Annotated in this window: 21 protein-coding genes and 1 riboswitch; of the genes, 14 read left to right on the top strand and 7 right to left on the bottom strand. The window is 73.2% G+C overall.

The window, feature by feature from the left end; translation table 11 throughout:
* From GJ743_RS15140 to GJ743_RS15130, 3 genes are all read right to left on the bottom strand, one after another.
* The coding region (locus GJ743_RS15140; protein WP_268865817.1) for an FGGY family carbohydrate kinase at positions 1–315 on the bottom strand (315 nt) is incomplete at its 3' end.
* Between the two features lie 69 nt (positions 316–384).
* Entirely contained in the window at positions 385–1,158 is a 774-nt protein-coding gene (locus GJ743_RS15135) for an MIP/aquaporin family protein (protein ID WP_328289243.1), read from the bottom strand.
* A 134-nt stretch (positions 1,159–1,292) separates the two neighbouring features.
* Positions 1,293–3,041, bottom strand: coding sequence for a glycerol-3-phosphate dehydrogenase/oxidase (locus GJ743_RS15130; RefSeq protein WP_155052710.1), 1,749 nt, complete (start codon positions 3,039–3,041; stop codon positions 1,293–1,295).
* Between the two features lie 120 nt (positions 3,042–3,161).
* On the opposite strand from GJ743_RS15130, the gene GJ743_RS15125 reads away from it, so the two are divergent.
* The 6 genes from GJ743_RS15125 (at position 3,162) to ribH (ending at position 9,392) form a co-directional block, all read left to right on the top strand.
* Positions 3,162–4,187, top strand: coding sequence for a sugar-binding transcriptional regulator (locus GJ743_RS15125; protein WP_155052758.1), 1,026 nt, complete (start codon positions 3,162–3,164; stop codon positions 4,185–4,187).
* Between the two features lie 95 nt (positions 4,188–4,282).
* Positions 4,283–5,548: a hypothetical protein gene (locus GJ743_RS15120; protein ID WP_155052709.1), complete on the top strand. Its 1,266-nt coding sequence runs from the start codon at positions 4,283–4,285 to the stop codon at positions 5,546–5,548.
* A gap of 89 nt (positions 5,549–5,637) precedes the next feature.
* Positions 5,638–5,783, top strand: a riboswitch (FMN riboswitch).
* Positions 5,784–5,859: 76 nt separating this feature from the next.
* Complete coding sequence (gene ribD / locus GJ743_RS15115) at positions 5,860–6,921, top strand: bifunctional diaminohydroxyphosphoribosylaminopyrimidine deaminase/5-amino-6-(5-phosphoribosylamino)uracil reductase RibD (protein WP_230386811.1); 1,062 nt, start codon at positions 5,860–5,862, stop codon at positions 6,919–6,921.
* Position 6,922: 1 nt separating this feature from the next.
* Positions 6,923–7,624: a riboflavin synthase gene (locus GJ743_RS15110; protein ID WP_155052708.1), complete on the top strand. Its 702-nt coding sequence runs from the start codon at positions 6,923–6,925 to the stop codon at positions 7,622–7,624.
* Positions 7,621–8,925 carry a GTP cyclohydrolase II gene (gene ribA / locus GJ743_RS15105; protein WP_155052707.1) on the top strand — a complete coding sequence of 435 codons (1,305 nt, stop codon included), beginning with the start codon at positions 7,621–7,623 and terminating at the stop codon, positions 8,923–8,925. The genes GJ743_RS15110 and ribA overlap by 4 nt, the downstream gene beginning before the upstream one ends.
* A complete protein-coding gene (gene ribH / locus GJ743_RS15100) occupies positions 8,922–9,392 on the top strand; it encodes a 6,7-dimethyl-8-ribityllumazine synthase (RefSeq protein ID WP_155052705.1) in 471 nt (156 codons plus the stop codon). The genes ribA and ribH overlap by 4 nt, the downstream gene beginning before the upstream one ends.
* Before the next feature lie 19 nt (positions 9,393–9,411).
* Here ribH and GJ743_RS15095 read toward each other — a convergent pair whose 3' ends face one another.
* Positions 9,412–12,123, bottom strand: a complete 2,712-nt coding sequence (locus GJ743_RS15095) for an AMP-binding protein (RefSeq protein ID WP_155052704.1) — start codon at positions 12,121–12,123, stop codon at positions 9,412–9,414.
* A 333-nt stretch (positions 12,124–12,456) separates the two neighbouring features.
* Between GJ743_RS15095 and GJ743_RS15090 the strand changes: the two genes are divergently transcribed.
* On the top strand, positions 12,457–13,956 hold the full coding sequence (locus GJ743_RS15090; RefSeq protein ID WP_155052703.1) for an MFS transporter: 1,500 nt from the start codon (positions 12,457–12,459) through the stop codon (positions 13,954–13,956).
* Positions 13,957–14,030: 74 nt separating this feature from the next.
* A complete protein-coding gene (locus GJ743_RS15085; RefSeq protein WP_230386810.1) occupies positions 14,031–14,588 on the top strand; it encodes a hypothetical protein in 558 nt (185 codons plus the stop codon).
* Between the two features lie 82 nt (positions 14,589–14,670).
* Here the strand turns inward: GJ743_RS15085 and GJ743_RS15080 are convergent, their stop codons facing one another.
* Positions 14,671–15,021: a hypothetical protein gene (locus GJ743_RS15080; RefSeq protein ID WP_155052702.1), complete on the bottom strand. Its 351-nt coding sequence runs from the start codon at positions 15,019–15,021 to the stop codon at positions 14,671–14,673.
* A gap of 184 nt (positions 15,022–15,205) precedes the next feature.
* Between GJ743_RS15080 and GJ743_RS15075 the strand changes: the two genes are divergently transcribed.
* From GJ743_RS15075 to GJ743_RS15055, 5 genes are all read left to right on the top strand, one after another.
* A complete protein-coding gene (locus GJ743_RS15075; RefSeq protein ID WP_155052701.1) occupies positions 15,206–16,126 on the top strand; it encodes a pseudouridine-5'-phosphate glycosidase in 921 nt (306 codons plus the stop codon).
* Positions 16,110–17,051 carry a carbohydrate kinase family protein gene (locus GJ743_RS15070; RefSeq protein WP_328289242.1) on the top strand — a complete coding sequence of 314 codons (942 nt, stop codon included), beginning with the start codon at positions 16,110–16,112 and terminating at the stop codon, positions 17,049–17,051. Before GJ743_RS15075 ends, GJ743_RS15070 begins: the two co-directional genes overlap by 17 nt.
* A 158-nt stretch (positions 17,052–17,209) precedes the next feature.
* On the top strand, positions 17,210–19,270 hold the full coding sequence (locus GJ743_RS15065) for an ABC transporter ATP-binding protein (RefSeq protein WP_155052700.1): 2,061 nt from the start codon (positions 17,210–17,212) through the stop codon (positions 19,268–19,270).
* 186 nt (positions 19,271–19,456) lie between these two features.
* The gene (locus tag GJ743_RS15060) at positions 19,457–20,257 is read left to right on the top strand and encodes a hypothetical protein (RefSeq protein ID WP_155052699.1); all 801 of its coding nucleotides are present in this window, start codon (positions 19,457–19,459) and stop codon (positions 20,255–20,257) included.
* A gap of 36 nt (positions 20,258–20,293) precedes the next feature.
* Positions 20,294–20,764: a 2'-5' RNA ligase family protein gene (locus GJ743_RS15055; protein WP_155052698.1), complete on the top strand. Its 471-nt coding sequence runs from the start codon at positions 20,294–20,296 to the stop codon at positions 20,762–20,764.
* A gap of 24 nt (positions 20,765–20,788) precedes the next feature.
* On the opposite strand, the gene GJ743_RS15050 is transcribed toward GJ743_RS15055, so the two are convergent.
* Both GJ743_RS15050 and GJ743_RS15045 read right to left on the bottom strand, forming a co-directional pair.
* Positions 20,789–20,974 carry a hypothetical protein gene (locus GJ743_RS15050; RefSeq protein ID WP_155052697.1) on the bottom strand — a complete coding sequence of 62 codons (186 nt, stop codon included), beginning with the start codon at positions 20,972–20,974 and terminating at the stop codon, positions 20,789–20,791.
* 9 nt (positions 20,975–20,983) lie between these two features.
* The gene (locus GJ743_RS15045; RefSeq protein ID WP_155052696.1) at positions 20,984–21,379 is read right to left on the bottom strand and encodes a DUF1622 domain-containing protein; all 396 of its coding nucleotides are present in this window, start codon (positions 21,377–21,379) and stop codon (positions 20,984–20,986) included.
* A gap of 189 nt (positions 21,380–21,568) precedes the next feature.
* Between GJ743_RS15045 and GJ743_RS15040 the strand changes: the two genes are divergently transcribed.
* Entirely contained in the window at positions 21,569–22,081 is a 513-nt protein-coding gene (locus tag GJ743_RS15040) for a CHRD domain-containing protein (RefSeq protein WP_230386809.1), read from the top strand.
* Positions 22,082–22,120 lie beyond the last annotated feature (39 nt).

Raw genomic sequence — 22,120 nt, 5'->3', positions numbered from 1 at the left:
GGTGTCCTGCCAGACGATCGCGTTGTAGACCGGTTCGCCGGTGTTCTTGTCCCACACGACCGAAGTCTCGCGCTGGTTGGTGATGCCGACCGCGGCGATGTCGTGGCGGGTGAGATCGGCCTTGCCGAGCGCCTGGCCGATCACCTCGCGGGTGTTGGCCCAGATCTCCTTCGGGTCGTGCTCGACCCAGCCGGCCTTGGGGAAGATCTGCTCGTGCTCGAGCTGTCCGGTCGAGACGATCGAACCGGCCTTGTCGAAGATGATCGCGCGCGACGAGGTCGTGCCCTGGTCGATCGCGAGGACGTAGTCAGCCATCTGAGAACTCCGTTGCTGTCAGTGGTGGATGTGGTGGGTGGGGTGGATGGGCGTGCGGGATGCGTCGGCTCAGCCGAGCACGGGGAGCGCGACGAGCGCCGCCCAGCCGGCGAGCACGCCGCCGATGATCGGGCCGACGATCGGGACCCACGAGTAGCCCCAGTCGCTGCCGCCCTTGCCCTTGATCGGGAGGATGGCGTGCGCGATGCGCGGGCCGAGGTCGCGGGCCGGGTTGATCGCGTAGCCGGTCGGGCCGCCGAGGGAGGCGCCGATGCCGATGACCAGGAGAGCCACGGGCAGTGCGCCGAGTGCCGCGAGGCCGGAGGCGTCGCCGTTGCGGCCGAAGCCGATCACGACGAAGACCAGCACGAAGGTGCCGATGATCTCGGTCACGAGGTTCCACCCGTACGAGCGGATGGCGGGACCGGTCGAGAACACCGCCAGCTTGGTCGCACTCTCCGGCTCGGCGTCGAAGTGCTGCTTGTATCCGAGCCACACGATGATCGCTCCGAGCGTGGCGCCGATCAGCTGCGCGCCGATGAACGTCAGGACGCTGACGATCGTGACGGGCACGGTGGTGCCGAACGCCGGGTTGCCGAACTCGGTCGCACCGTTGGCGACGAGCCCGAGGGTGACGGCGGGGTTGATGTGCGCGCCCGATGCGTAGGCGACGATGACGCCGGCGAAGACCGCGAGGCCCCAGCCGATGTTGACCATGAGGAACCCGCCGTTGTAGCCCTTGTTCTTCGCCAGGGCGACGTTCGCCACGACGCCGCAGCCGAGCAGCACGAGCATGGCGGTGCCGACGAGTTCCGAGAGGAACAGCACTCCGAGATTGTCCACGTTGACCTTTCTGGGTAGGGCCGGGCGGCCCGGGGGCGGGTCGCCCGGATGGGCCGCATCGGAGCGGCCCGGATGAAACGTACCCGCGGAATCCGCCGATCATCGGCGGATCCGCGTGCACATCCGTGCAGATTTCAGCGCGCGGCGAGCTCCTCGAGCACGACGCCGTGACGCTCGGCGAGCACGGTCCGCGCGTCGCGGACCTCAGCGGCGCGGGTCGCGGCATCCCAGCCGAGGACGCCGCCGACGACGTCGGCGAGCTCGTCCAGCAGCGGCCCGCTGACGGCACCCGTGAACGCGAGGCTCGTGCGACGGAGCACCACGTCGATGAGGTGCACGACGCGCTCGTTCGCGGCGAGCCAGGCGATCTCCTCGCGCGAGTACCCGGGCGCGTCCGCGAGCGGCGTCTCCGCGGCATCCTCGACGCCCTCGATGATCGCCTCCGCGCGCGTGCCGTACCGCTCGAGCAGTTGCTCGGCCCGCTCGCGCCCCACGCCGTCGCCGTGACCGACGATCCACACCAGCCGCGCGGCATCCGTCACCGGGTAGCCGGCGCCGCCGCCGATCGGCAGCCCCTTCGTCGACCGGACGCGGTCGCGGCCGACCAGTTCGAGGACCTCGTCGGAGAGGTGCTCGGCGAGCGCGCGGAAGGTCGTCCACTTGCCGCCGACGAGGCTCAGCAGGACCGTGCCCGGGCGCTCGGCGACCTCCGCCCGCTCGATGCGGTAGTCGCGACTGACGAAGCCGGGCTGGGTGTCGTCGTGGCGCGGCAGCGGCCGCACCCCGGAGAACCGGAACACGATCTGCGATCGGTCGACCCGGATGCCTGGGAAAACGTGCGCGACGAGGTCGAAGAAGTAGTCGACCTCCTCCTCGGTGCACACTGCGGGCGTCCGCATGTCGTGCTCGAGGTCGGTCGTGCCGACCATGACCCGGCCCTTCAGCGGGTAGATCAGGACGATGCGGCCGTCCTCGTGCTCGAAGAAGATCTCGCGCCCGCCGGTCGCGGCGAGGAGCTCGTCGTTGTCGAGCACGATGTGCGACCCCTTGGTGCCGCCCATGAAGCGCGTGTCGCGGCCGAGCTGCTCGTTGGTCAGGTCGGTCCAGGGGCCCGAGGTGTTGACGACGACGTCGGCGGCGAGGTCGAATTCCTCCCCCGTCACGCGGTCGCGCACGCGGACGCCGCCCGCGCCGAGGCCGACGGCCTCGAGCTGGTTGGCCGCGCGTGCGTGCTCGCCGGCGGCGAGGCCGTCGTGCAGCACGTCGAGCGCCAGGCGCTCGGGGTCGTGCATGCTCGCGTCGTAGTAGGTCGCGGTGTACTTCAGGCCCGGGTTCAGCGCGGGCAGCTCGCCGAGCGACTTCTTCGCGCCGAGGAAGCGGTGCCGCGGGACCGACCCGCCGTCGCGCGAGAATGCGTCGTAGATGGTGAGGCCGGCCTTGATGAGCGCGGCGCCGCGTTCGGTGGGCGTGCCCTGCCGGTGCGTGAGGAAGCGCAGGGGCGCCGAGAGGATCCCCGAGAACGTCGAGAAGATCGGCACCGTCGTCTGCAACGGCTTGACGTAGTGCGGCGCGATCCTGAGCAGGCCGTTGCGCTCCTGGACGGACTCCTGCACGAGCCGGAACTCGCCGTTCTCGAGGTAGCGGATGCCGCCGTGGATCATGTGGCTCGACGCGGCGGAGGCGCCCGAGACGAAGTCGTCGCGCTCGACGAGCACGACGTCGACGCCCTGCAGGGCGAGGTCGCGGAAGGTGGCGATGCCGTTGATGCCGCCGCCGATGATCACGACCTCGGCGGCGGGTCGGGCGCGCAGCGCGGAGATCTCCGCACGGGTGCCGGGAGTGGGCGTGGGGCGGTTCGTCGTCGGCGACGTGGTGGGCGACATCGCTGTCCTTTCGAGCTGGTCACGCCGGGTTGCGTGGAGTCCCCGGCTGTGGATGAATACATCGTGGCAGCGATGAACATGCTTGCAAGCCGAATGAACAAACGTGCAGGGGGAGACGAGATGGTCGTGACGGATGCCGCAGGGCCGGCCGCGGGGCACGAGCTGCCGACCGGGAAGACGCGGGACGCGCTGCGCGCGGCGCACCTCTACTACCTGCAGGACCTCACGATGGACGCCATCGCGAAGGAGCTGCACACGTCGCGATCCTCGGTCTCGCGCCTGCTGAGCCACGCGCGCGCGACCGGGCTCGTCGAGATCTCGATCCACTCGCCGCTCGACCTGCCGAGCCGGCTCGAGCAGGAGATCCTCGAGCGCCACGAGGTCTCGGCGCACGTCGTGCCCGTGCCCGACCACGCGAGCGACGTCGACCGGCTCGAGCGCGTCGCGCTCTCGGCTGCACGGATTCTCAGCCGGTTCATCGACTCCAACCAGACGATCGGCGTCGCGTGGGGCTCCACGATGAGCGCGATGAGCCGCCACCTCGCCCCGAAGGCGACGCACAACTCCGAGATCGTGCAGCTGAACGGAGCGGGCAACCTCCGCACCACCGGCATCCTCTACGCCTCCGAACTGCTGCGCCGCTTCGGCGATGCGTTCGGCGCCCGGGTGCAGCAGTTCCCGGTGCCGGCGTTCTTCGACGACCCCGCCACGAAGGAGGCGTTCTGGCGAGAGCGCAGCACGCGGCGCATGCTCGACCTGCAGGCGTCGATGGACGTCGCGATCTTCGGCATCGGCTCGCCCTTCGCCGAGGTGCCGAGCCACGTCTACCAGGGCGGCTACCTCGAGCGCGCCGACTACGAGGCCCTCTCGCGCGACGGCGTCGTCGGCGACGTCGCCACGGTCTTCTACCGAGCGGATGGCTCCACCGACGGCATCGCGCTGAACTCGCGCGCGACGGGGCCCGACTTCGGCATCCTCCGCCGGGCCCCGCGGCGGATCTGCGTGGTCTCGGGGCAGGCGAAGCTCCCCGGACTCACGGGAGCGCTCGCGGCGGGCCTCGTCACCGACCTCATCGTCGACGAGGGCACCGCGCGCCGATTGGTCGAGGGATCCGCGGTCGACGGCGGGAACCGCGCCGCCGACTGACCTGCACCGCGACGGAATCGTGATCCCGATCGGCGGATCGGCAGGGTAGGTTGGCCCTCGTCGAGCGCCCGGCCGCGGGCGCGCGAGAGGACCCGATGCACCACCCCGACACCTCGGACCGCACGGAGGAGCACGCCGTCGAACCGGGCGCGCCCGCCCCGACGATCGGCGCGCCATCGCCCGAGGACGCCGTCGAGTTCGTCCGGGTCCCGCCGCCGCCGAAGATGCCCCGCACGCCCCGACGCGTGGGCGGACTCGCCGGGGCCGCCATCATCGCGGCCGTCGTCGCGGCCTGGGCGATCGGTCACCAGCTCATCGCGAGCGCCGTCCACGCCGATGCCTGGCCCGCATGGACCGCCGCCGACGCCGCGTTCGACGAGGCGGCCACCGACTACCGCGAGACCGCGGAGCGCGCCGAGGGCGCGATCGACCGCGGAGACGCGCTCGTCGGGATCGCCGTCGGCGACCTCGTCGCCGACGAGGATCGCGCGAGCCTCGAGGCGCGCATCGCCGAGGCCCGGGAGGTCCTCGCCGACCGTCCCGCGAGCCCGGGCATCGCCGCGCTGGGCGACCCGGCGTCGTTCGCGCCGGCCTGGGAGCGCTACGCCGACCTCGTGAGCATGCTCGAACTCGTCCCGTCACGCGAAGCGGCCGCCGCCCGGTACGCCGACGCACGCGACCTCGTCGCCGACGGCAGTCTCGCGATCGCCGACGCCACCGAGGCGCTCGTCGCCGGAACCGAGGAGCGTGCCGCGGCCGCGGTCGAGGCGAACCCCTCGGCGACCGTCGCCTCGCGAGTGGCGGTCGACGAGGCGGTCGCCGCCCTCCGCGCCTCGCCCACGATCTCGTCGGGCGACTCTAGCCGCTACGCGGACCTCGCCGCCGCCGTCGACGAGCTGCGCGCCTCGCACGCCGCGGAGCTGGCGCGGCTCGCCGACTTCCCGGTCCGGAGCGAGATCGAGGCGTTCGCGAGGTCGATCGCGTTCGGCGTGCCGTTCGACGTCGAGTGGGCGGAGGAGGTCGGGGGCTACTCCAGCGACGGGTACTACTCCGGAACCGCGGAGTTCTTCGAGGACGTCGACGGCGACGGCTGGGGGCTCATCTCGCTCACCCACAGCATCGAGGACGCGTGGTCGTTCGACGAGAACGCCGAGGCCGTCGTCGTGCACGAGGTCGGCCACCTGCAGGTCCTCCGCGAGGCGTGCGCGACGATCTTCAGCGGGCCCGAGTTCTCGGGCGACCACGAGGTCTGGGCGACCGCCTGGGCCATCGGCATGGGCTACGACCTGCCGGGCGCCGGCATCGAGGCGTACGGCCGGCCGAGCGATGCCCAGATCCAGGCCTCGACCGCCTGCCGCTGACCGCCGCCCGACCGCCGCCGCCCCCGGCCCCGCCCCCGGAACGCGGGGAATATCCGCCGCACTCCGGCGTTGACCTACAATCGAACACGTAACGTGCTCCGGGGTCGGTGCAAGTCCGAACCGGCGGTGAAAGTCCGCGAGCCGCGAGCGCGTGACCATCCGGTCGCGCGCGGACGGTTGATCCGGTGGAATTCCGGTACCGACGGTGAAAGTCCGGATGGGAGGCAGCACGTGTCGGCGACGCCATGCGCGTGGTCGACCGGTCCGGCGATGCCCGGGCGCCCCGGAGCCTGGAAGGCAGGCGACAGGCGATGACCACGGCCACGCGTGCGGCGACCGATGCCGCGACGATGCGCCGGGCGCTGGAGCTCGCGGAACGCGGCCCGGCGAGGGGCGTGAACCCGCGCGTCGGGTGCGTCATCCTCTCCCCCGACGGCGACGTGCTCGCCGAGGGGTGGCACCGCGGTGCGGGCACCGCGCACGCCGAGGTCGACGCGCTGTCGAGGCTCGCCCCCGGCGCCGCGCGCGGCGCGACCGCCGTCGTCACGCTCGAGCCGTGCAACCACGTCGGCCGCACCGGGCCGTGCGCGCAGGCGCTCGTCGACGCCGGCGTCGCCCGGGTCGTCTACGGCGTCGACGACCCGGGCCGGCACTCGGCGGGCGGTGCCGCCACGCTCGCGCACGCGGGCATCGACGTCTCGCGCGGCGTGCTGGCCGACGAGGTCGAGGCGTTCCTCGAGGACTGGCTCTTCGCGACCCGCGAGCGGCGCCCGCGCGTGACGCTGAAGTGGGCGTCGAGCCTCGACGGCCGTGTCGCCGCCGCCGACGGCACGAGCCGATGGATCACCGGCCCCGAGGCGCGAAGAGACGTGCACCGCAGGAGGGCGATGGCCGACGCGATCGCGGTCGGCACGGGCACCGTGCTCGCCGACGACCCGGCCCTCACGGCGCGCGACGACGACGGTGCGCTGCTCGACGACCAGCCGATCCCGGTCGTGTTCGGCCGACGCGCGATCCCCGCCGACGCGGCCGTGCTGCGGCATCCGCTCGAGCCGATCACGCTGGCGGGCGTCGAGCTCGCCGACGACCTCGAGCAGCTGCAGCGACGCGGCATCCGTTCGCTCTTCGTCGAGGGCGGCCCCACGCTCGCGAGCGCCTTCCTCGAAGCGGGCCTCGCCGACGAGCTCCTCGTCTACGTCGCGCCCGCCGTCGTCGGCGGGCCGCGCACCGCGATCGGCGACATCGGCGTCGGCACGATCGCCGATGTGCAGCGCTTCCACTTCACCGACCTCGTGCGACTCGGCGACGACCTCCTCGTCGTCGCCCGACCCGGCACGGCACACCCCGAGACCACCACCCGAGAGAGGGTCTGACATGTTCACCGGAATCATCGAGGAGCTCGGCGAGGTCACGCGCGTCGAGCCGGCGGCCGACGTCATGCGCGTGACGGTCCGCGGCCCGAAGGTCGTGCAGGGCGTACGGCACGGCGACTCGATCGCAGTCTCGGGCGTGTGCCTCACCGTCGTCGAGGCCGACGCGGAGACGTTCACCGCCGACGTGATGGCGCAGACGCTCGCGATGTCGACGCTCGACACGGTCGAGGCGGGCCGCCGCGTCAACCTCGAGCGGGCGGCGCTCGTCGGCGACCGACTCGGCGGTCACATCGTGCAGGGTCACATCGACGGCACGGCCGAGGTGCTGCAGGTCGTGCCGGGCGACGCATGGCGGGTCGTCCGCTTCTCCCTTCCCGCGAACCTCGCCGCGCTCGTGGTCGACAAGGGCTCGATCGCCGTCGACGGCGTCTCGCTCACGGTGAGCGGGCTCGGCGACGAACCCGAGGGCTCCTGGTTCGAGGTCTCGCTCATCCCCGAGACGCTCGCGGCCACGACCCTCGGCTCGCTCGAGCCCGGTGCCCGGGTGAACCTCGAGACCGACGTGCTCGCCCGTCACGTGCAGCGGATGCTGCGCCTGGACGCGCACCGCGCCCTGCCGTCGTCGCTCGCCGAGCCGGGCGAGTCGGGCTGGGGGTTCCGCGCGGACGACCCGGCGTCCTCGTCGATCGGAGGCGACCGATGAGCCTCGCCACGATCCCCGAGGTGCTCGACGCGCTCCGTGCCGGCAAGCCGGTCATCGTGGCCGACGACGAGGCGCGCGAGAACGAGGGCGACGCCATCATGGCGGCGGAGTTCGCGACCCGCGAGTGGATCGCGTGGATGGTGCGCAACACGAGCGGTTATCTGTGCGCGCCGATGCCGAACTCGTTCGCCGACCGGCTCGGCCTGCCGCTCATGGTCGAGCGCAACGAGGACGTGCGCGGCACGGCGTACACCGTCTCGGTCGACGCCGCGGACCGCACCTCGACGGGCATCTCGGCCTCCGACCGCGCGCACACCCTCCGGGTGCTGGCCGACCCGGACTCGACCCCCGACACGCTGATCCGGCCGGGTCACATCCTGCCGCTCCGCGCGGTCGACGGCGGGGTGCGCGAACGCGCGGGTCACACCGAGGCCGCCGTCGACCTCATGCGCCTCGCCGGGCTCTCCCCCGTCGGCGTGATCGGCGAGCTCGTCGCCGACGACGGCGAGATGATGCGCCTGCCCGGTCTCATCGAGCTCGGTGAGCGGGAGGGCCTGCCGGTGACGACGGTCGCCGCGCTCGTCGACTGGCTCCGCGACCGCCACGGCGGCCAGGACCTCGCGGCGGGCGAGACGCCCGCTCCCATCGACGAGTCGCCCAGGGTGCAGTTCGAGGTCGAGACGAACCTGCCGACCATGCACGGCACGTTCCGCGTCCGCGCCTACCGCGACCGCAACACGGGGGCCGACCACCTCGCGATCATCGCGGGCGACCCCGAGCTCGACCCGGCCGGCGCGATCACGCGCGTGCACTCGGAGTGCCTGACGGGTGAGGCGATCGGCTCGCTGAAGTGCGAGTGCGGGCCGCAGCTCGACGCGGCGCTCTCGACGATCGCCGACCGCGGCGGCGTCGTCGTCTACCTCCGCGGCCACGAGGGCCGCGGCATCGGGCTCATCAACAAGCTCCGGGCCTACCGGCTCCAGGAGGGCGGGCTCGACACCCTCGACGCCAACGTGGCGCTCGGGCTGCCGATCGACGCGCGCGACTACACCGCGGCGAGCGCGATCCTCGCCGACCTCGGCATCGAGCGCGTGCGCCTCCTCACCAACAACCCCGAGAAGGTGCACCAGCTCGAGGCGCACGGCATCCGGATCGCCGACCGCCTTCCCCTCGTGGTGGGCGTCGGCGCGGTGAACGCCGGCTACCTCGAGACCAAGCGCACCCGCATGGGACACGCCATCGACGACCGGCAGCTGACCGAGGCTGCGGCGGACGAACTGCTGAAGGGACACGCATCATGAGCGGAGCCGGATCACCTGAACTCGACGTGGACGGCGAGGGCCTCAGCGTCGTGATCGTCGCCGGAAGCTGGCACGACGAGATCTCCGACGGCCTCATCGCCGGCGCGACGCGCACGCTCGAGGCGGCGGGCGCGTCGTTCGAGCTGGTCCGCGTGCCGGGCAGCTTCGAACTGCCCGTGGTGTCGAAGGCGGCCCTCGAGGCCGGCGCCGACGCGGTCGTGGCGCTCGGCGTCATCATCCGCGGCGGCACGCCGCACTTCGAGTACGTCTCGTCGGCCGCGACCGACGGGCTGACGCGCGTCGCGCTCGACACCGGCAAGCCGGTCGGCTTCGGCGTGCTCACCCTCGACGACGAGCAGCAGGGCCTCGACCGGGCCGGCCTTCCGGGCTCGAAGGAGGACAAGGGCCGCGAGGCGGCCGAGGCCGCGATCGCGACGGCGAACACGCTGCGAGCCATCCGGGGCTGACATCACCGCGGCCGGCGGGTCACTCCGTCGGGCGCGGCCGTCGGCGCCGTCTCGCGCCGAGCCATCCGGTCGCCAGGCCCCACGCCCACCAGGCGGCGAGGCCCACGGCGAACGAGGCGACGATCGCGAGCGGCGGCGACCACTCCTCGATGGGCGGGTAGACCTGCCAGTGCGTCAGGTAGACGAACATCGAGGCGGATGCCACGGTGCCGAGCGCGCCGGCGAGCACGGCGGGCACCGGCAGGCTCGTCACCCACACGAGCAGGCCGAGCCCGACGATGACGATCCCCTCGCGCACCGGGTCGCCGAAGAAGCCCGGCACCGTCGCGAGCACGACGGCGCTCGTGGCCGCCTTGCGCGGCAGCGTCGTCGAGCGGGCGACGAGCCAGCCGAGCGCGATGAGCCACGCGATGGCGGGGAGCGCGTAGCGCATCGGCGACGAGGGCGTGATGCCGCCCGCGACGACGTAGCGCACGACGAGGGCGATGCCGAGCACGGTGAGGGCGAACGCGTACGGATGCCGTCGCTCGAGTCGCGTCACGCCCGGGATCGCGAAGAGCACCGCGAGACCGACGATCGACCAGACGAGCGTCTCGAGGAACCAGAACTGCCACTGCTCGCTCCAGGCGCTCGCGCCCGGCACGAGCCAGTTCGACAGCAGCACCGTGGCGGGGTCGTAGGTGCGGGCGACGAGCGCGACGCCGCCGATCCACAGGACGGCGGGCACGGCGATGAGCGCCGCGCTGCGGAGCAGGCCCCGCACGCGTCGTCGGCGTTCGGGGCGTTCGTCGCCCGCACGCGCGGGCGCACCGGAGAACCGGAACCGGGCGAGGTTGAACCCGGCGACCGCGAGCAGCAGGTGCGCCCCGCCCTTCAGCTGCACGACGTCGGCGTGCGTCGCGACGATGAGCACGATCGCGACCGCGCGGAGCACTACGGAGGTCTCGAGCCGGGCGATGCGGCGACGCCGCGGGGCCGCGGGTGGGACCGCGCCACGCTGGGCGCGGGTCCGCGTCCGCGTCGGCTCGTCGCCCGGCGACGGCCCGAACGCGTCGTCGGCGGGTCCGGCGGGCTCGGCGCTGGGCTCCGACGGGGCGAGCGAGCGGATGCTCCGGCTCGGCCAGTCGGCGGGCAGCGCGCCGATGCGCTCCTCGAGTCGGAGTGCGACCTCGACGTAGTTGAGGGAGTCGCCGTCGAGCGAGGCGAAGCTGTCGTCCTCGGTCGCGTCGGGCCGGCCGAGGAGTTCCGCGTAGAGGTTGCGGAGATCGGCGGCGGAGGCGGCAACGTCGACCGGGGATCCGGGTGCGGCGGCATCCGCTGCGCCTCCGCGGGTCGCGGCATCCGTCGCCCGAAGGAGTGTCGCGTGCGCGCGCAGCGCCGCGTGGTCGGGCTTGCCGTTCGCGGTGCGCGGGAACTCGGCGAGCGCGTGCACGTCGAACGCGTGCGCCGGGACGCCGGTGTGCCGGATCACGGCGGCCCGCGCGGCGTCGGCGAACCGGTCGTGGCGGACGAACACCGCGAGCCGCTCGCCGACGGCGACCGTGCGCGCTTCGACGCCGTCGGCCGCGAGGAGCCGCTCGATGCGGTCGAGGTCGAGGCGCAGCCCGAAGCTCTTCACGAAGCGGCTGAGGCGCCCGGTGATCTCGAGCAGGCCGTCGTCGCGGCGGCGGGCGAGGTCGCCCGTGCGCAGTTCCGCGAGCTCCGCGCCGCGGGCGAAGTCGGCCGGCGACTCGGCGTAGCCCATCATCACGTTCGGACCCGAGTAGACGAGCTCGCCTTCGCCCGGCGCTCCGCCGCCGACGGATTCGTCGATCCGGAATGATCCGCCGGGGATCGGCACGCCGATCGCGCCCGCGGCCGTCTCGGCGAGCGCGGGCGGCAGGTAGGCCATCCGCGCGGTCGCCTCGGTCTGGCCGTACATCACGACGACGTCGAAGCCGCGCTCGCGCCCCAGCCGCGCGAGCGCGCGGACCCGTTCGGGCGCGAGCCGGCCGCCCGCCTGCGTGACGTAGCGCAGGTCGGGCAGGTCGCGGCGCGCGAAGTCGGTCGCCTCGAGCAGCTCGTACGTGTGGGGCACGCCCGCGAACGAGGTCGCGCCGAGCGCGGCGAACTCGCTCCAGAACTCGGGCTCGACGATCGAGCGGTCGGTGAGCAGCAGGCTGCCACCCGACCGGAGGTGGCTGTTGACGACCGAGAGGCCGTAGCAGTAGCCGAGCGGCAGCGTCGTCGCGGCGCGGTCGTCCGGTGCGAGCCCGAGGTACTCCGAGATGCTCGCCGCGTTCGCGAGCACGTTCGTCCGCGAGAGTCGGACCAGCTTCGGCGAGCCGGTCGAGCCCGACGTGCTCGCGAGCAGCGCGAGTTCGGGATGGAACGCGTGCGACGGGCCGCCGGAGGCATCCGTCAGCTCGAACCCGCGCTCGTCGGCGCGGACGACCACGTCGGGCGCGTACCGGTCGGCGAGCGCGTCGAGCGCCGCGCCGGCGGTGCCGGCGGGCAGCAGCAGCACGGGGTGGCCGCCCGCGAGGGCGGCGAGGTAGGTGACGACGGCCTCGACGGTGTTGCCGGCCGACAGGAAGACGAGGCGCCGGCCGCCGCCGAGCGCCGCCCGGCGGTCGTCGATCCGGTCGTGCAGCTCGGCGTAGTCGATCCGGCTCGTGGGGGTCACGAGCGCCGGGGCACCGGGGTCGCCGCCGAGCAGGTCGAGCGCGGGCTCGGTCCTGGTCAGCAGCACGGGCATGGCACCTGTCCGGTTGTGAGGGGTCGTGTCCGTCGGAACGACGGAAGGTTAGGCTTACCTTACGCGATGACCGCGAGGCGTCGAAATCCGCGACGAACCGTGACGCGCGAGCGCGCGGCATCCGTCGCCGACCGACACGTCGCACCGGCGCCGCCGCTCGTCGCACGAGTGCCGCCGTTCGTCGCATCCGGTTCGTTCCGTCGGCGAACGCCCGCGTAGGTTGTGCAGGTTGCCACAAGCAGCGGATCCACTCGACCCGCGCGGTGCGGCGCCCGATCGACGCGCCCCGCGAGGGCCTCGCTCCCCATCGGAAGTTCCCGCACCGCAATGACCGCAACCCAGTCCCCCGCCGACGCCCCGGCCACGACCCCCGCCGCGCCCGTGAACTCGCGCGGCCGGGTCATCCTCGCCAGCCTCGTAGGCACGACGATCGAGTTCTACGACTTCTACGCGTACGCGACGGCCGCCGTCCTCGTGTTCCCGATCCTCTTCTTCCCCACCGGCAACCAGACCACGGCGCTCCTCGCCTCGTTCGGCGTCTTCGGCGCCGCGATGATCGCACGCCCGATCGGCGCGATCGTGTTCGGCCACTTCGGCGACAAGCACGGCCGCAAGGCGACGCTCGTCGCGTCGCTGCTCGTCATGGGCATCGCGACGTTCCTCATCGGACTCCTGCCCACGTTCGGGCAGATCGGCTGGTTCGCGGCGCTCATGCTCCTCGTGCTCCGCCTCGCGCAGGGCTTCGCGCTCGGCGGCGAGTGGTCGGGCGCGGCGCTCGTCGCGACCGAGAACGCCCCGGCCGGCAAGCGCGCCTGGTACGGCACGTTCCCGCAGCTCGGCGCACCGCTCGGCTTCATCATCGCCAACGGCCTGTTCCTCGCGATCAACCTCGCGGCGCCCTCGCGCGAGTGGTTCTTCGAGTGGGGATGGCGCGTGCCGTTCCTCTTCTCGGCCGTCATGGTCGTCGTCGGCCTCTGGGTGCGCCTGCGGCTCGTCGAGTCGAGCGCGTTCACCAAGGCGAGCGAGAAGGGCGCCATCCGCAAGCTCCCGCTCGGCACGGTGTTCCGGCACAACTGGCGCGAGCTCGTCCTCGGCACGTTCTTCATGCTCGCCACCTACGTGCTCTTCTACCTGATGACGAACTTCACGCTGTCGTACGGCACGAAGGCCGCCGACCTCGAGACCGCGAGCGCGGCCGCGCAGGCCGCCGCCGAGGCATCCGGCACCGCGTTCGACGCGAGCGCCTTCGCCGCGCAGTTCTACCCGGGCCTCGGGTTCGGCTACGCCGACTTCGTGACCATGCAGATCATCGGCGTCGTGTTCTTCGGCGTCTTCACGCTGCTGTCCGGTCCGATCGCCGACGCCATCGGCCGCCGGCGCCTGCTCATCTGGGTCACTTCGGCGATCATCCTGTTCGGCCTCACGTTCAACCTGTTCCTGCTGCCGCAGCTCGACCCGAAGTTCACGGGCGCGCTCACGCAGGCCTTCCTCGTGTTCGGGTTCATGCTCATGGGCGCCACGTTCGGTCCGATGGGCGCGCTGCTGCCCGAGCTGTTCCCGACCAACGTGCGGTACACGGGATCGGCGATCGCGTACAACGTCGCCTCGATCCTCGGCGCCGCCGTCGCACCGCTCATCGCGGTCGCCCTGTGGGCGGCGGCCGGCGGCGAGCCGTGGCCGGTGGGCATCTACCTCTCCGCGATGGGCGTGCTGACCCTCGTGGCGCTCCTCGTCTCGACGGAGACGAAGGACGTCGACTACGAGGCCGCCGGCGTGTCGGCCGACGGTCGGCTCGCCGAGGGCGAGGCCGAGGCCGCGTCGCTCTAGCGACGGCCCGGCGCAACGACCGAACGGGGCGGATGCCACGGGCTCGACGAGCCCCGCGGCATCCGCCCCGTTTCGTGCTCGTGACGGTCGGCTCGACCCCCTTCTCGCCACGCGGCCCGCGGCGTAGCATTCGGCTCGAGAGGGTCGCCGGGCCGCAAACGCCGGCTGCACCGACACCCGGCGCCCCGGAGACGGCGAGGTGCGGGATGAACATGACGATGGACATGATGAAGGGCGCCATGTCGGCGTCGGACATGCCCATGAAGGACATGGACATGTCGATGATGCAGGAGTGTATGGAGGCCCTCTCCGCGTGCATGCAGGCGTGCATCATGTGCGCCGACGCCGACGCGGGCGAGGGCATGGGCCGGTGCGCCGCGATGTGCGCGAACTGCGCCGACGTGTGCGACACGATGATGCGGATGATGCTCCGCACCACCGGCTATGACATGCAGGTCATGATGTCGATGATGGAGACCTGCGTCATGATGTGCCGCGCGTGCTCGGCCGAGTGCATGATGCACGCCGAGATGAGCGAGCACTGCCGCATGTGCGCCATGGCGTGCGACCAGGCGGTCATGGCCATGGAGAAGATGATGGGCGCGATGAAGGGGATGATGCCGGCGAGCTGACGCGCACTCCATCACGTCGACGCGGCCCGGGCGGCCGCGTCGCGTGCGCCCGGGGTGGCGGCGCGTGGATCGGACGGGCGGGTCAGACGGCCGCGACGCTGTAGCGGTCGTCGCCGCGGGCGAGCACGCCGTACACGGGGTGCAGCGCGACCGGGTCGCCGGCCGCGAGCCGCCCGGTGAGGGCGCCGTGATTCCACACGCGGTGCGCGCCGCCCTCGAGGTCGACGAGCTCGACGAACCCGTCGGACGCCGTCGCGACCACGACCGCGTCGGTCCACCGGCTCGCGACGATCCGCGAGAGGCGGTCCTGCATCGGGTGCAGCCCGTGGCCAGGCCGGTCGCTCGAGCAGGACTCGCCCTCGACGCAGCCGCGCATGCCCATCGCGAGGCCCGTGCGGGACTCGGCGGCGGCGTGCGGGTTGTGCGGCGACATGGCGTGCTCCTCGATCGGCGGATCGGTCGGTTCGTGGAGGCGACGATACGCCGGGCAATGGCGGATGTCGCGGGGCGCCGTCACACGCGGACACACGCGGCGCCGAGGGCAGCGGGCGCCACGGGGCCGCACCACCCGGCGGAGCACCGACGCAACGCTGCGGCCGCCGCATACGATGAGGCGCATGCAGCCCGACCGCTCCCCCGCACTGCGCGTGGCCGATCGCGTGCGCGACGCCGTCGCCGCCGGGCGGCCCGTCCTCGCACTCGAGTCGACGATCCTCACGCACGGGCTGCCGAGCCCGCGGAACCTCGAGGTCGGCCTCGCGACCGAGGCGCTCGTGCGCGAGGCCGGCGTCGAGCCCGCGACGATCGGGGTCGTGGGCGGCACGGCGGTGGTCGGCCTCGACGAGCACGAGATCGAGCGACTCTGCACCGCCGACGACGTCGTCAAGGCGAGCACGCGCGACCTCCCGGTCGCCCGCGCCGCGGGCCTCGACGCCGGGACGACGGTCGCGGCGACGGCGTGGCTCGCGCACCGCGCCGGCATCCGGGTGTTCTCGACGGGCGGCCTCGGCGGTGTGCATCGCGGAGCGAGCGACACGTTCGACGAGTCGACCGACCTGCCCGCGCTCGCCACGACGCCCATCGTGGTCGTGAGCGCCGGCGTGAAGTCGATCCTCGACGTGGGTGCGACCCTCGAACGCCTCGAGACCCTCGGGATCACCGTGCTGGGCTTCCGGACCGACCGCTTCCCCGGCTTCTACGTCGCCGACTCCGGCTTTCCGGTGCCGGCGCGCGTCGAGTCGGCGTCGGAGGCGGCGGCGGTCGCGCGCGGCCGCGACGAGCTCGGGCTGGCCTCGGCCGTGCTCGTCGCCAACCCGGTCGCGGAGGCCGACCAGCTCGACCCCGAGGTCCACACGCGGGTGCTCGCCGAGGCGCTCACTGCGGCGGATGCCGCGGGCGTGACCGGGCACGACACGACGCCGTTCCTCCTCGACTTCGTCCAGCGCGCGACGGGCGGCCGGAGCCTCGAGGCGAACCTCGCGGTGTACCGCGGCAACGCCCGACTCGGTGCGGAGATCGCGCGTGAGCTCGCCGGCTGAGCCGGACCGCCGGGAGGCCGTGCCGAACGCGTCCGCTCCCGGCGCATCCGCTCACGGCGTCCTCGTCGTCGTCGGCGACCTGCTCGAGGACATCGTCGTCTGGGCGACGGAGCCGATCCGCGCCGCGACGGACTCTGCGGCGCAGGTGTTCCGCTCGCGGGGCGGCAGCGCCGCGAACGTCGCCGCGCACGCGGCGTCCCTGACGCCGACGCGGTTCATCGGCCGCATCGGCGACGACGGGGCGGGCGCCGCGCTCGTCGCCGCACTCGCCGGGAGCGGCGTGGATGTGCGCGTCCAGCGGGACGGACGAACCGGCGCCGTCGTCCTCGTCGTCGCACCCGACGGCGAGCGCACGATGTTCCCCGACCGTGCGGCGGCGGCCGAACTCTGGGCCGTCGACCCGGCATGGCTCGACGGCGTCGCCTGGCTGCACGTGCCGAGCTACGGCTTCGAGCACGAGCCCATGCGCGCCGAGGTCCACCGTCTGGTCGGGCTCGCCCGCGAACGCGGCGCCCGCGTCTCGATCGACGCGTCGTCCACGGGGCTCGTCGAGGGGCTCGGCGTCGAGCGCGTGCTGGGCTGGTTCGCCGAGCTCCGCCCCGACGTGCTGTTCGCGAACGAGACCGAGGCCGAGCTGCTGGGCCTCGCCGGCGGCGGCGAGGTCGCGGCATCCGCGGCGGATCGAGTCGTCGTGAAGCACGGACCGCATCCGACCGAGGTGTTCGACCGCGGGGCGCGCGTCGCTCGCGTGCCGGTGCCGCCGGTCACCGTGGTGCGCGACCTCACCGGCGCGGGCGACGCGTTCGCGGCCGGGTACCTCGCGGCCGCGATCGGCGGGGCGGATACCACGGCGTCGTGCATCGCAGGGCACGCGCTCGCGGCATCCGTCATCGCCTCACCCGGCGGCGATGTCAACCACGGTTGACGACGAGATGGATGGCCCCGCGCTCGAGGTCAGCAGGCAGGCTGTCCACAAGAAGGTCGGGCGGGCCTGAGCCTCCCAGCCGGGCGACGTATGCTGCAATGCGGCCCGCGATCCCCGACGACGGATGCCGCCGCCGCGCGCCGCGAAGGAAAGACCTCATGAGCGACACCGAGACCACACCCGGACCCCGCGCCGCCGCCCGCGCCGCCGAACGCGCGGCCGAGCGCGCCGCCCGCACCGGGAGCATCCCGCTCGTCGGCCGACGCGACCCCGCCGGTCGGCGACCCGGCCGCGATGCCGACGCGGGCGCGTCGGCATCCGAGGCGAAGGCCCCCGAGTCCGGCCGACCCGCACGCCGCAGCCCGTTCGGGCGCCGAGGCGAGACCCCGCCCGGCCCGCGTGCGACGTTCCGCCAGCTGCTGCCGTTCATCTTCGAGCACCGCCCCGTGCTCATCCTCGTCGCGGCGCTCTCCATCGTCGGCGCGATCGCGAGCCTCGCGCAGCCCCTCCTCGTGGGTCGAGTGATCACCATCGTCGAGGCCGGCGACCCGCTCGACGGCATCGTCTGGCTGCTCGTCGGGCTCGTCGTCGTCAGCGCGATCATCACCGGCTACCAGCACTACCTGCTGCAGCGCACCGGCGAGGGCGTCGTGCTCTCGAGCCGGCGCCGCCTCATCGCGAAGATCCTCCACCTGCCGATCGCCGAGTTCGACACGCGGCGCACGGGCGACCTCGTCTCCCGGGTGGGCAGCGACACGACCATGCTGCGCGCCGTGCTCACGCAGGGCCTCGTCGAGGCGATCGGCGGCGCGGTCACCTTCGTCGGTGCGCTCATCGCGATGCTCGTCATCGACGCGGCGCTCCTCGGCCTCACCGTGCTCGTCGTCGCGGTCGCCATCACGACCGTGACCCTGCTCTCGGCGCGCGTGCGCGAGGCGTCGCACGCGGCCCAGGCGAAGGTGGGCGACGTCGCGGCCTCCGTCGAACGGGCCATCACGTCGGTGCGCACGATCCGCGCCGCGGGTGCGACCGAGCGCGAGGTGCGCGACGTCGGGGTCGAGGCCGAGGGCGCATGGGAGATGGGCGTCAAGGTCGCTCGGATCTCGGCGCTCATCGTCCCGATCGCCGGCATCGCGATGCAGGTCTCGTTCCTCGTCGTGCTCGGCGTCGGCGGCTTCCGCGTCGCGTCGGGCGCGATCACGATCGCCGACCTCGTCGCGTTCATCCTCTTCCTGTTCATGATGATCCTGCCGCTCGGCCAGGCGTTCGGCGCGATCACGTCGGTCAACCAGGCGCTCGGCGCCCTCGGGCGCATCCAGGAGATCCTCGACCTGCCCGACGAGGACGCGCACGACCGGCAGCTCGCGGCGCGCGCCGTCATGGTCGGGCCGGCGAACGAGGGCCTGCTGCCCGATGCCGCGGCCGTCGAGTTCGACGACGTCCACTTCGCGTACGCGCTCACCCGTCCGTCCGACCCGGCCGACCCCGGCAACGACTCGCCCGACGAGCACCTGCCCGAGCCCGACGTGACCGACCGCCAGCCGGTGCTGCGCGGCGTCTCCTTCCGGGTGCCTCGCGGGCAGCGCATCGCGCTCGTCGGCCCGTCCGGCGCCGGCAAGTCGACGATCCTCGCGCTCATCGAGCGGTTCTACGACCCGAGCGTCGGCACCGTGCGCCTCGGCGGGCTCGACCTGCGGGCGCTCGATCGCACCGAGCTCCGAGCGCAGATCGGCTACGTCGAACAGGACGCCCCCGTGCTCGCCGGCACGATCCGCGACAACCTCAAGCTCGGCAGCCCCGACGCGACCGACGAGGAGTGCGTGCACGTGCTGCACGCCGTGAATCTCGGCTCGGTGCTCGAGCGCGACCCGGCCGGGCTCGAGGCGCAGGTCGGCGAGAACGGCATCATGCTCTCCGGCGGCGAGCGCCAGCGGCTCGCGATCGCGCGGGCCCTGCTCGCCGCGCCGCCGATCCTGTTGCTCGACGAGTCGACCTCCTCCCTCGACGGCGTGAACGAGCGCATGATGCGCGAGGCGATCGACGCGGTCGCCGCCGGGCGCACGCTGATCGTCATCGCGCACCGGCTCTCCACGGTCGTCGACTCAGACCGCATCGTGGTCGTGGAAGACGGCCGCGTCATCGGCGAGGGCACCCACCAGGAGCTCGTCGAGAGCGTGCCGCTCTACCGCGAGCTGGCCGAGCACCAGCTGCTCGTCTGAGCCGCGGGCGCGAGCCGTGGGCGCGAGCCGCGCCGCCCCGGGCCGCGCGGTTCGCACCACCTCGGATTCAGGGTTCTCCCCCACCCCGCCCCGGGGCCTGCGCGGATGCCGCGCGCCTCGGGGCGTTCGTAGCGTGTCCTCATCGCGTTTCCGGCGCGCACGCGCCATCCACCCCGGAGGACCACCATGACCTTGCTCGACGCTCCCAGGACCGCTGCCCGCGGCGCGACCACCGTGCGCGACCTCGCCGCGGTCCTGTCCGCCCCCGCCACCGCCGAGGACGAGGCGCCCGCCTCGCCGGAGCCCAGCTTCGACGCCCTCCGCGCACGCCTCCAGACGTGGCTGCGCGAGTGGGACACCCAGCGCCTGCCCGCGTTCGAGCAGGCGCGCTCGGTCGCCCCGGCGGGCGATCGGCCGACGTCGCTCCGCGCCGCGCCCACGCGCACCGACGGCGCGGTCCGGGTCACGGCGAGCCTCTACGACCCGCCGAGCCGCGGCGGCGACCCGCTCGCCTGGACCCGCAACTGGGTCACGGCGGTCGTAGTGCCGACGGCACCCGTCGACGGTCGCGTGTTCTACCGCTTCCGCGTCGGCAGCCGGCTCGTGCTCGACGGCCGCGCCGAGACCGCGCTCGTCTCGACGAGCGTGCACGTCGGCGTCGTTCCGGATGCCGCGGCCGGCAGCCCCTTCGACGTGCCCGGGTTCGCCACCCCGACGCTGCGTCCGCTGGTCGGCGTCACCGCGCGCGAGGACGTCGACGCGCAGGCCGAGCAGGACATCGAGGGCTCCATCGCCGTTCGCGCGGGCGAGTCGCCCGTGATCGGCATCGTCGTCGGCGCCGACATCGTGTTCCGCGACGGCTGGATGCGCGTGCACGAGGGCTCGGGCCTCTGGGTCGGCGCCGCCGACCGCGGCCCGACCGGCTCGGTCGAGGTGCGCTTCGCGCCCGACGCGCTGCTCGACCTCTTCGGCGAGGCCGGCGTCTGACACTCACCGGCGTCCCATGCGGCGTAGCCTCGCCGCATGGGACGCTTCGCCGTGGTGCTGCCGATCGACCCCCTCGCCGCCGGCGACTCGTTCCCGGTCTCGTCGTGGCCGCTGCACGTCACGGTCGTCGAGCCGTTCGAGACCCGGCACGACGCCCCGTGGGTCGCCGACCTCATGGCACCCGTGCTGCACGGCCGACGGGCGATCGAGGTCACCGCGTTCGACCGGGCGATGTTCGGCCGGCGCCATGACGTGCCCGTGACGCTCGTCGGTGACGACGGACCGCTCGGCGCGATGCGCACGCGCCTGCTCGATGCGCTGCGCGAGGCCGACGTCGACGTCGCCCGGGCGCGTTCCGACTTCCGGCCTCACGTGACCGATACGGTGCGCGGCGCGATGCCGACGGGCCGGATGGCGCGCCTCGTCCAGGTCGCACTCGTCGACCTGCGCCCGCCGGAAGGCCGCGCGATGCGCTCGGTCGCGGCCGTCTGGTCGCTCGACGGCTGAGGCCTCGTCGTTCCGCGCGACGCCCTACGCGCCGCCGTGGTTCCATTCCCGGATCTCGGGGTCGTCGCGACGCCGCTGCGCGTCCGCATCGTCCCAGAGGTCCGGCCCCTCGGTTCCCGCCGAGCGGTCGCGACGGATGCGCGACGCGAGCACGAATCCGAGGACGACCAGGACCACGACGATCCCGATCACGATCCACACCCACTCCATGACCGAACGCTACTCCCGGGGCACTGCCCCGGCAACGGCCCCGGATGCGCCCTCATCGATGGCGGCGTACCGCGCCTTCTGCCACGGCCAGTGGCCCGAGATCTCGACCTCCAGCGACCAGCTGAGGAAGGTCCGGATGACCACGATGAGCGCCAGCACCGTGACCGATTCGATCGTCGGCGTGACGGCGACCGTGCGGATGATGTCGGCGGCCACGAGCAGTTCGAGGCCGATGAGGATGCCGCGGCCGAGCACGCGACGGAACCGCGTGTAGACCGGGCCGAGGTTGCGGAGTCGCCGGATCGCGGCATCCGCCAGCGCGTAGAGCACGCCGACGACGATGGCGACGACGCCGAGGATGTCGATGACCTCGCCGACCTGCGTGATGACCGTCCCGAACTCCATGGTCCCTCCGCGGTCACGGTAGCCCCGCGCCCGGCGACGGCGGTGGAGGCGCGGCGCGTGGCGCGCACCGCGGCGCCCATTCGAGGTGCACCCACCGCACGGGGGGTTTCGGCCGCGCCGGACGAGGACGAGAATGCGCGCATCGGCCGACGCCGATGCCGGCCGGGATCCGCTCAGAGGAGATCGACCATGAACGCGCTCCGAATCCTGTCCGTGATGACGCTGGCCGTCGCCGCGTCACTCGCGCCCGTCGGCGCCCAGGCCGCCGACAGCACCTGGACCGCGCAACTCAGTGCCGGCGAGGAGGTGCCCACCAACGACTCCCTGGCGCGTGGCGCAGCGGTCTTCAAGCTGTCCGCCGACGGGACCGAGCTCGACTACCGCCTCATCGTGGCGAACCTCGAGAACCCGGTCGCAGCGCACATCCACCTCGCGCCGGAGGGCGTGAACGGCCCGGTCGTCGCCTTCCTGTACGGGCCGGCGGCTCCCGACGGCGGACGGACGAGCGGGGTGATCGCGACGGGGACGATCACTGCATCGAACCTCGTCGGGCCGCTGGCGGGTGCGTCGCTCGACGACCTGGTCGAGATGATCGAGTCCGGCGGCGCGTACGTCAACGTCCACACGAACGACGGCGAGGCCCCGGTCACCAACCTCCCGGGAGACATCCCCGCCGGCGAGATCCGCGGCCAGATCGGCTGATCGAGACTCCGCGGGCCGGCCGGCGATCCGCGGGCAGAA

It is taken from the genome of Agromyces bracchium, from assembly GCF_009709675.1.
GTDB lineage: Bacteria > Actinomycetota > Actinomycetes > Actinomycetales > Microbacteriaceae > Agromyces > Agromyces bracchium.
The sequence above is the reverse complement of the archived record's forward strand: the minus strand, read 5'-3'. Positions and strand labels throughout refer to the sequence as shown.